Here is an 8,220-nt window from a genome sequence, read left to right as displayed (position 1 = left end):
ATACGGTCCGACGCCGGCCGCTGCCCGATATCGGCGCAGTGCGGGGTCCTGGGCGTTGCCAGGTCGGCCTACTGCTGGATGCTCGAACACCCCGAGGCCGAACGCGCCGACCCTTACGAGAAGGATGTGGGGCGCGTGTGGAGGGACGGCGGCAAGGTGTACGGGGCCAGGAGGATCAAGCACGCCCTGGGGCACGAGGGCGTGGCGCTGTCCCGCCGCCGCGTCAACCGGATCATGGAGGGGAACGGCATGGCCGGCTCCTATTCCAAGGCCGCCTATAGGCCACGCCCGGCCAGGCCGAACGACGACCCGGCTCCCAACATCCTCGCCCGCGAGTTCAATGGCTATGCGCCGCGCACCCATCTGGCCTCCGACCCGGCCTACGTGAGGGTCGGCAGTTCGTGGGCGTACGTCTGCCTGCCCGGCGACCTGGCCAACCGGCAGATCGCCGGCCATTCGGTCGGCGTCAGGCACGACGCCGATCTCGTGCTGGCCGCGTTCGCCGCGCTGCGCTTCCCGCTGGATGAGATCGAGGTGTTCCACACGGACCGCGGCGGCGGGTTCACCGGGGAACGCATCGAACGCATGCTCGACGTGTTCGGCATCACGCGTTCCCTTTCCGGACCCGGCAGCCCATACGACAACGCGGTGGTCGAATCCACCGACCGGCTCGTCAAGAAGGAACTCATATACGCCAACACATACACGAGCGTGGAACGGCTGCGCTCGGACCTGAACAGGTACGTGTGGTGGTACAACCACCGACGGCTCCACTCGACCCTCGGGTACCTGAGCCCCTTGGAGTTCACACAACAAGGAAAAACCCTCTAGAAACAGTCCAACACACCGTTGCCAATCCATCCACTCTCGACCGGTCTGCGCAAACGGGTCGGCATCGTCGCCGGCATGCTGTTCGACCCGCATGTCATCATGCTCGACGAGCCAAGCAACGCCATCGATCCGATCACCCGCTCGCTGCTCGTCGATTACGTCAACCAGCTTCGCGCCGACGAGCGCACTTTGCTCACCGTCACCCATGACCTCGAATACTGTTGGAATGTGGCCGACCGGATCATCATCCTTGACGACGAACATCTCGTCAAGGATATGATGCTCGCCGAATTCGACGACTATGAGGCGTTCACCAAGGCGTCCACGCTCGGGCGTGACCGCACGCACGTCGACTTCGGCCTTCCCGCGCGCGGACGGCAAGCATGAGATCATGGCGTCGCCACCGTGTCCCGTTTATCGAACAAGGCGAGCACAGCGAATGCGGGCTGGCCGCCGCGGCGATGATCCTCGCCGCATTCGGGCATCCCGTGACCATGGACGAGCTGCGCCGCCGGTACGGCGCTCCACGCGGTGGACTGAGCCTCGCGAACATCGTAACGGTGCTGTCCGGCTCCGGCATCCGCGTACGCGCGGTCGTCGGAAGACCGGACTTCCTACTTATGGACGAACCCACCAGTGCTCTGGACAACGATACCGAGCGACATGTCATGACGGCGTTGCTCGACTCCGACAATGCGTGCATCGTCGTGGCGCACAGACTCGCATCGATTCGGGATTTCGACCGCATCCATGTCATGGATCATGGGCGGATCGTCGAATCCGGTACGCATGACGAACTGCTGCAGGCCGGCGGATTGTATTCGCGGCTGTACCGGCAGGAGTGAGTGTCCCCTTACACCCTTACGCCTTTAAACCCTTACCCTTTACACCTTATCCCTTACACCCTCGGCTCATGAGGCCCCAGTCCAGCCCCTGCCGTATAGTCTTCATTCGGCGTAATTTCGCCCGCGGATAGAGAGCGTTTCGAGCGAACCTGCACGAAACACCGCGCAACGACACAATAAGGAGGACGCCGTGGCACTGACGGCTGACGAGAAGACCCAGATTATCAACGAGTACGCGACGCACGAAGGTGACACCGGTTCCCCCGAGGTCCAGGTGGCTCTGCTGTCCAAGCGTATCGCCGACCTGACCGAGCACCTCAAGGAGCACAAGCACGACCACCACTCCCGTCGTGGTATGCAGCTGATGATCGGTGACCGTCGTCGCCTGCTTGACTACCTCAAGCGCGTTGACATCAACCGTTACCGTTCCCTCATCGAGCGTCTGGGTCTGCGTCGATAATTGAAGACTTCCGCCCGAGTACCTAGGATGGTGCTCGGGCGTTTTACATATCGCCAGCCAACGGCAACAACGGCAAGAGGGTTAGAGGATAGGCCAGTAGGGCGCCGAAACCGGAAACGGTACGCACGCAGGTAGCCAGTAGGTAAGGCCGACAAGAGAACCCGAATGAAGGGGTTGACACGAGGAACGACGGCCAAGGGGCCAGTCGAAACAAGGTATGTGACGTCCGCTGAAGAGGACAGTTGCGGTTCAAGCGAGTCGCCAAACCGCAACACAGTATGTAGGAATAATTAGAAAAATTAAAGAAGGAGGAACCCTATGGAGGGTCCCGAAATCAAGGCCGTTGAGGCCGTAATCGACAATGGATCGTTTGGCAAGCGCACGCTGCGCTTCGAGACCGGCCGCCTCGCCCAGCAGGCCGATGGCGCTGTGGCCGCCTACCTCGACGACGATTCCATGATTCTGTCCACCACCACCGCCGGTTCCAGCCCGAAGGAGAACTACGACTTCTTCCCGCTGACTGTCGACGTTGAAGAGAAGATGTACGCTGCCGGCAAGATTCCGGGCTCGTTCTTCCGTCGTGAAGGCCGCCCGAGCTCCGAGGCCATCCTCGCCTGCCGTATCATCGACCGCCCGCTGCGCCCGCTGTTCCCGCACACCCTGCGCAACGAAGTGCAGGTCGTCGAGACCGTGCTCGCCGTGAACCCCGATGACGCTTACGATGTCATCGCCCTGAACGCCGCTTCCGCCTCCACCATGATCTCCGGCCTGCCGTTCGAAGGCCCGGTCTCCGGTGTGCGTCTGGCGCTGATTGACGGCCAGTGGGTCGCCTTCCCGCGTTGGAGCGAGCGTGAGCGCGCCGTGTTCGAGATTGTGGTCGCTGGCCGCGTGATCGAGAACGGTGATGTTGCCATCGCCATGATCGAGGCCGGTGCCGGCAAGAACGCTTGGCACCTCATCTACGACGAGGGCCAGGCCAAGCCCGATGAGGAAGTCGTTGCCGGTGGTCTTGAGGCCGCCAAGCCGTTCATCAAGGTGATTTGCGAGGCTCAGGACGAGCTCAAGAAGATCGCCGCCAAGGAGACCAAGGAATTCCAGCTCTTCCCGGAGTACACCGACGAGCTGTACGCCCGCATCGACGAGATCGCCCACAAGGATCTGGACGAGGCCCTCTCCATCGCCGAGAAGCTGCCGCGCCAGGACCGCATCCACGAGATCAAGGAGCACGTGCGCGAGGTGCTCGCGGACGAGTTCACCGATATGGACGATGCCGAGAAGGACAAGGAACTCGGTAACGCCTTCAAGGAACTGCAGCGCCAGATTGTGCGCCGCCGCATCCTGACCGAGGACTACCGCATCGACGGCCGTGGCCTGCGCGACATCCGCACCCTGTCCGCCGAGGTGGACATTGTGCCTCGCGTGCACGGTTCCGCCCTGTTCCAGCGTGGCGAGACCCAGATTCTGGGCGTCACCACCCTGAACATGCTCAAGATGGAGCAGCAGATCGACGCGCTGTCCGGTCCGCAGTCCAAGCGCTACATGCACAACTACGAGATGCCGCCGTACTCCACTGGTGAGACCGGCCGCGTCGGCTCCCCGAAGCGCCGCGAAATCGGCCACGGCGCCCTCGCCGAGAAGGCTCTCGTGCCGGTGCTGCCGAGCCGCGAAGAGTTCCCCTACGCCATCCGCCAGGTCTCCGAGGCCATCGGTTCCAACGGTTCCACTTCGATGGGTTCCGTGTGCGCCTCCACGCTGAGCCTTTTGGCCGCCGGCGTGCCGCTGAAGGCTCCGGTTGCCGGCATCGCCATGGGCCTCGTGTCCGGCGACGTTGATGGCAAGCACATCTTCAAGACCCTCACCGATATCCTGGGTGCCGAGGATGCCTTCGGCGACATGGACTTCAAGGTGGCCGGTACTTCCGAGTTCATCACCGCCCTGCAGCTCGACACCAAGCTCGACGGCATTCCGGCCGACATCCTGGCCGCCGCTCTGCAGCAGGCCAAGGAAGCCCGCGCCACGATCCTCGAGGTCATCAACGAGTGCATCGACGGCCCGGCCGAGATGAGCGAGTTCGCTCCGCGCATCATCACCACCTCCGTCCCGGTGGAGAAGATCGGCGAAGTCATCGGCCCGAAGGGCAAGATGATTAACCAGATTCAGGAAGACACCGGCGCTGAAATCGCCATCGAGGATGACGGTACCGTCTTCATCTCCTCCGAGGGTGGAGAGGCCGCTGAGAAGGCCAAGTCCATCATCGATTCCATTGCCAACCCGCACGTGCCTGAGGCCGGCGAAACCTACAACGGCAAGGTCGTCAAGACCACGTCGTTCGGCGCTTTCGTGAACCTCACCCCCGGCACCGACGGTCTGCTGCACATCTCCCAGATCCGCAACCTGGCCAACGGCGAGCGTATCGACGCCGTTGAAGACGTGCTCAAGGAAGGCGACACCGTTGAGGTGATCGTTCAGGGTGTCGATGACCGCGGCAAGATCTCCCTGGCCATCCCCGGTTTCGAGGATCAGGAGAACAATGCCCGCCCGAGCCGTGGCGACCGTGATGACCGCCGTGGTGGCGGCCGTGGCCGTGGTGACCGTGACGATCGCCGTGGCGGTCGTGGCCGTCGCTCCGATCGCGATGACCGTGACTTCGATCGTGATGATCGTGATGATCGTGACGACCGTCCGCGTCGCCGTCGCTCCGATGACCGTGACTTCGATCGCGATGATCGCGATGATGATCGTCCGCGTCGCCGTCGTTCTGCCGACCGTGACTTCGACGATCGCGATGACCGTGATGCTCGCGACTCCCGTGATGATGATCGTCCGCGTCGCCGTCGCTCTTCCGATCGCGATGACCGTGGCGATCGTGATGACCGCCGTGGCGGTTCCCGTGGCGGCCGCGGCCGTGGCTCGGACCGCAACCCGCGCTACGCCACCGACGACAACTACGACGACTACCGCGCCGACCGCGAAGAGCGTACTGAGCGCCCGCGTCGCCGCGTCCGTCGCGACTTCGATCCGTTCGAGGACTAAAGCCCTCTCACGGATCGGTCGCGGCATAGCCGCTCCCCTCACCTACGGGAAGACCGCAGGGCTCCCCGCTTAACGGTTCGGCATTCGAGGACTGATCGTTCTCTAGCTTCTCTCGGGTGAGAAGAGCTTAATCGCAAACCAAAAGGCTTCTATACCGTTTCATTCGGTATAGAAGCCTTTTGGTTTTTCGGCTTCTTCGCGCTGCATATTTCGATGTTGAATAAGGCACTCGTGCTGCTGCCATGTACATTTAGTTGTCAGTTGACAACTATTCCCATGCATCAAGAATGGCGGATGATCATCAAAGGTACTCATGGGCGTTGATCACTGTGGCAACAACAAAGGCCGGGCCCTTGTGGGAGCCCGGCCTTTATGCCGTATGGCGGCGGATTAATCCTTAAAGGCTAATCCGTTGTCAATCGGCGTTACAGAATCGCCATGCACACGAAGTCCAGAATGAACAGCGCGGCCACAATCCAGATGATCGGGTGAACCTCCTTGGCCTTGCCCTTGCAGGTCTTCACGATGCAGTACATGATGAAGCCGCCGGCGATGCCGTAGGAGATGGAGTAGGAGAAGGCCATGAACACGGCGGCGAAGAACGCCGGAATGGCTTCGGCGATGTCGTCCCACTTGACTTCCTTCAGGGAAGCGGCCATCATGCAGCCGACGATCACCAGCACGCCGGCGGTTGCGGCGGACGGCACGGCGGAGACGACCGGGGCCAGGAACGCGGACAGGGCGAAGCAGATCGCCACAACCACGGAGGTCAGGCCGGTGCGGCCGCCTGCGGCGATGCCGGCGGAAGACTCGACGTAGGTGGTGGTGTTCGAGGTGCCGCAGATGGCGCCGATGGAGGTGGCGATGGAGTCGGCGAACAGGGCCTTGTCCATCTTGGAGGAGAAGCCGTGGCCGTTCTCCAGTGCCTTCTCGTCTTCAGCGGAGAAGATGCCGGTGCGGCGGCCGGTGCCGATGAAAGTGCCCAGGGTGTCGAACGTATCGGACATGGAGAAGGCGAAGATGGTCACGATGACCAGCGGCAGCTTGGTCGGATCAGAGAACAGTGCCGGGAAGCCCTCGGCGGAGAAGATCGCGCCGAAGGTCTGCGGCAGCTGGGAGAAGGTCTCGCTGATGGACTGCGAGTTGGACCAGGTGGTCACGCCGAACGGGATGCCGATCACGGTGGTGATGGCGATGGCCAGCAGCATGCCGCCCTTAACCTTCATCACGGTGAACACGATGGCAAGCACGAGGCCGATCAGGAAGACCCACAGCACCTTGTCGTTGAAGTCGGCCAGACCCGGGGTAGCCGCAACGGCACCGCCCTTGGCGGCGGCCTTCGGATCGCCGGGAGTGAACTTGATTAGGCCGACGTTCAGCATGCCCACGTAGGCCACGAACAGGCCGATGCCGCCGCCGATGGCGTGTTGCAGGGACTCCGGGATGGCCATGATGATCATCTTGCGGATCTTGGTGACGGTGATGAGGATGTTGATCAGGCCGCACAGGAACACCATGCACATGGTCTGCTGCCAGCTGAAGCCGAGGCCGAAGCACACGGTGTAGGTGAAGAACGCGTTGAGGCCCATGCCGGCGGCCTGGGCGTACGGCACATTGGCGAACAGGCCCATGACCAGGGTGCCGATGATGGCCGCGATGATGGTGGCCAGGAACACGCCGCCCCACGGCATACCCGTCTGCGACAGGATCTGCGGGTTGACGACGATGATGTAGGCCATCGCGAAGAACGTGGTCAGGCCGGCCAGAATCTCAGTCGAGACGGTCGTGCCGTTTTCCTTCAAATGGAAGAACTTCTCCATTTACTCTCTACTTCCTTGGGTTTATGCGGGGCTGCGCACCGCGCGCATAATGCTGCGGCTGGCCCCGGCGAGAATTGCGACTCGCCCTGATCGGCCTGCCCAACGCGCGTCAGGCGCTGCGCACCCAATCAGAACCGTGGCCGATTATAGCTTGTGGAGGTAACGTGAACGGGTCCGGGAGTAGACTGACTGCCAGAATAATTCGGAACAACTCAGGGGACACGCAGGGCATACCCGTGGAAGGAAGGCGCGCGATGAAACCGGCCGTCGAAGTCAGCATCACCTCTTGGAAGAAGAATGTCGTCAAGCCCGGTCAGGAGTACGGCCGCGTACTGCTGATGCCTGGCACCGGCTACAACTGCGACCGTCCGCTGCTCTACTGGTCGGCCCAGGCTCTGGTCGAGGCCGGCTGGCGAATCGACCGCATGAACGTACGCAACGCTTCCGACGACCTGTCCACGGTGATTCCGGTCCTCAATCAGGCGATTGACGGCTGGGTGGCCGCCGCGCGCGAGTCCGGCGTGGGCAAAGCCGGTGATTCCGGGGATGGCGTTGCCGCCGATGATTCTGCTACCGTGCTGGCCGATGGCGCAGCTGACTCACCGAACCGTGATTCCGACACCCCGTCCGGCCCTCGCCTGTTGCTGATCGGCAAGTCGCTGACGACGATGACCTACCCACATGTGGCCTCACACTACGGTTTGCCGTTCGTGCTGCTGACCCCGGTGCTGCATCACGCCGACTTCGATCCATCCGCCCGGGTGATTCCGGTGCCGGCTGTCGGCGATGATATCGTCGTCGAATCCGAGGCCCCGAGCGTGGCCGAAGCAAGGGCGATCATCCGCGCGGAACTGGCCGGCCAGTCGCACGCCGCCAGCTCCCGATACTCCGGCCCGGCACCGCTGATCTGCGCCGGCACCGCCGACCCGTTCTACGATCGAGCCCGCGCCAACGTGCTCACCCCGCACGTGCACGAATACCCGGATGCCAACCATTCGATCGAGGTACCCGGCCACTGGCGTCGCTCGCTCGACTATCTGAAGGAAGTCACCGCGTCCGTAGCCCAGTACGCCGCCACGCTGTAATGCCCTGCGACACGCCCGAATTCTGCAATGTCGCTGACCATCCGTAATCTAATTATCCGTAAACCACAGACCGTTGGTTGAAGTGCGCGCGAGTGCATTTCCGAAGTTTGGTTCGCCAAGCCAGCGCAGGTTGAGGGATATAAGCC

Annotated in this window: 7 protein-coding genes; 6 read left to right on the top strand and 1 reads right to left on the bottom strand. The window is 62.4% G+C overall.

Features of this window, described 5'->3' with window-relative positions:
* From ACEUKI_RS03315 to ACEUKI_RS03295, 5 genes are all read left to right on the top strand, one after another.
* Positions 1 to 831 (top strand): IS3 family transposase (locus ACEUKI_RS03315; protein WP_374156486.1); only part of this gene is annotated, 831 nt, incomplete at its 5' end.
* Between the two features lie 18 nt (positions 832 to 849).
* Positions 850 to 1,218 carry an ABC transporter ATP-binding protein gene (locus ACEUKI_RS03310; RefSeq protein ID WP_236838475.1) on the top strand — a complete coding sequence of 123 codons (369 nt, stop codon included), beginning with the start codon at positions 850 to 852 and terminating at the stop codon, positions 1,216 to 1,218.
* The gene (locus ACEUKI_RS03305; protein WP_181896313.1) at positions 1,215 to 1,676 is read left to right on the top strand and encodes a cysteine peptidase family C39 domain-containing protein; all 462 of its coding nucleotides are present in this window, start codon (positions 1,215 to 1,217) and stop codon (positions 1,674 to 1,676) included. The genes ACEUKI_RS03310 and ACEUKI_RS03305 overlap by 4 nt, the downstream gene beginning before the upstream one ends.
* Before the next feature lie 190 nt (positions 1,677 to 1,866).
* Positions 1,867 to 2,136 (top strand): 30S ribosomal protein S15, encoded by a 270-nt coding sequence (gene rpsO / locus ACEUKI_RS03300; RefSeq protein WP_007053775.1) that lies wholly within the window; start codon positions 1,867 to 1,869, stop codon positions 2,134 to 2,136.
* 318 nt (positions 2,137 to 2,454) lie between these two features.
* Entirely contained in the window at positions 2,455 to 5,169 is a 2,715-nt protein-coding gene (locus tag ACEUKI_RS03295; protein ID WP_374156485.1) for a polyribonucleotide nucleotidyltransferase, read from the top strand.
* 425 nt (positions 5,170 to 5,594) lie between these two features.
* On the opposite strand, the gene ACEUKI_RS03290 is transcribed toward ACEUKI_RS03295, so the two are convergent.
* Positions 5,595 to 6,989: an NCS2 family permease gene (locus tag ACEUKI_RS03290; RefSeq protein ID WP_080785833.1), complete on the bottom strand. Its 1,395-nt coding sequence runs from the start codon at positions 6,987 to 6,989 to the stop codon at positions 5,595 to 5,597.
* A gap of 254 nt (positions 6,990 to 7,243) precedes the next feature.
* Here ACEUKI_RS03290 and ACEUKI_RS03285 point away from each other — a divergent pair, with 254 nt between their 5' ends.
* Positions 7,244 to 8,074: a hypothetical protein gene (locus ACEUKI_RS03285; protein ID WP_181896304.1), complete on the top strand. Its 831-nt coding sequence runs from the start codon at positions 7,244 to 7,246 to the stop codon at positions 8,072 to 8,074.
* Positions 8,075 to 8,220: the final 146 nt, after the last annotated feature.

The sequence above is a fragment of the Bifidobacterium sp. 2450 genome, from assembly GCF_041900695.1.
Lineage (GTDB): Bacteria > Actinomycetota > Actinomycetes > Actinomycetales > Bifidobacteriaceae > Bifidobacterium > Bifidobacterium longum.
This window is presented reverse-complemented; position numbering and strand designations above follow the sequence as displayed.

Coding starts and splice junctions, on each gene's coding strand:
- ACEUKI_RS03305 (WP_181896313.1), top strand. CDS start 1,215: ATGAGATCATGGCGTCGCCACCGTGTCCCGTTTATCGAACAAGGCGAG.
- ACEUKI_RS03295 (WP_374156485.1), top strand. CDS start 2,455: ATGGAGGGTCCCGAAATCAAGGCCGTTGAGGCCGTAATCGACAATGGA.
- ACEUKI_RS03290 (WP_080785833.1), bottom strand. CDS start 6,989: ATGGAGAAGTTCTTCCATTTGAAGGAAAACGGCACGACCGTCTCGACT.
- ACEUKI_RS03285 (WP_181896304.1), top strand. CDS start 7,244: ATGAAACCGGCCGTCGAAGTCAGCATCACCTCTTGGAAGAAGAATGTC.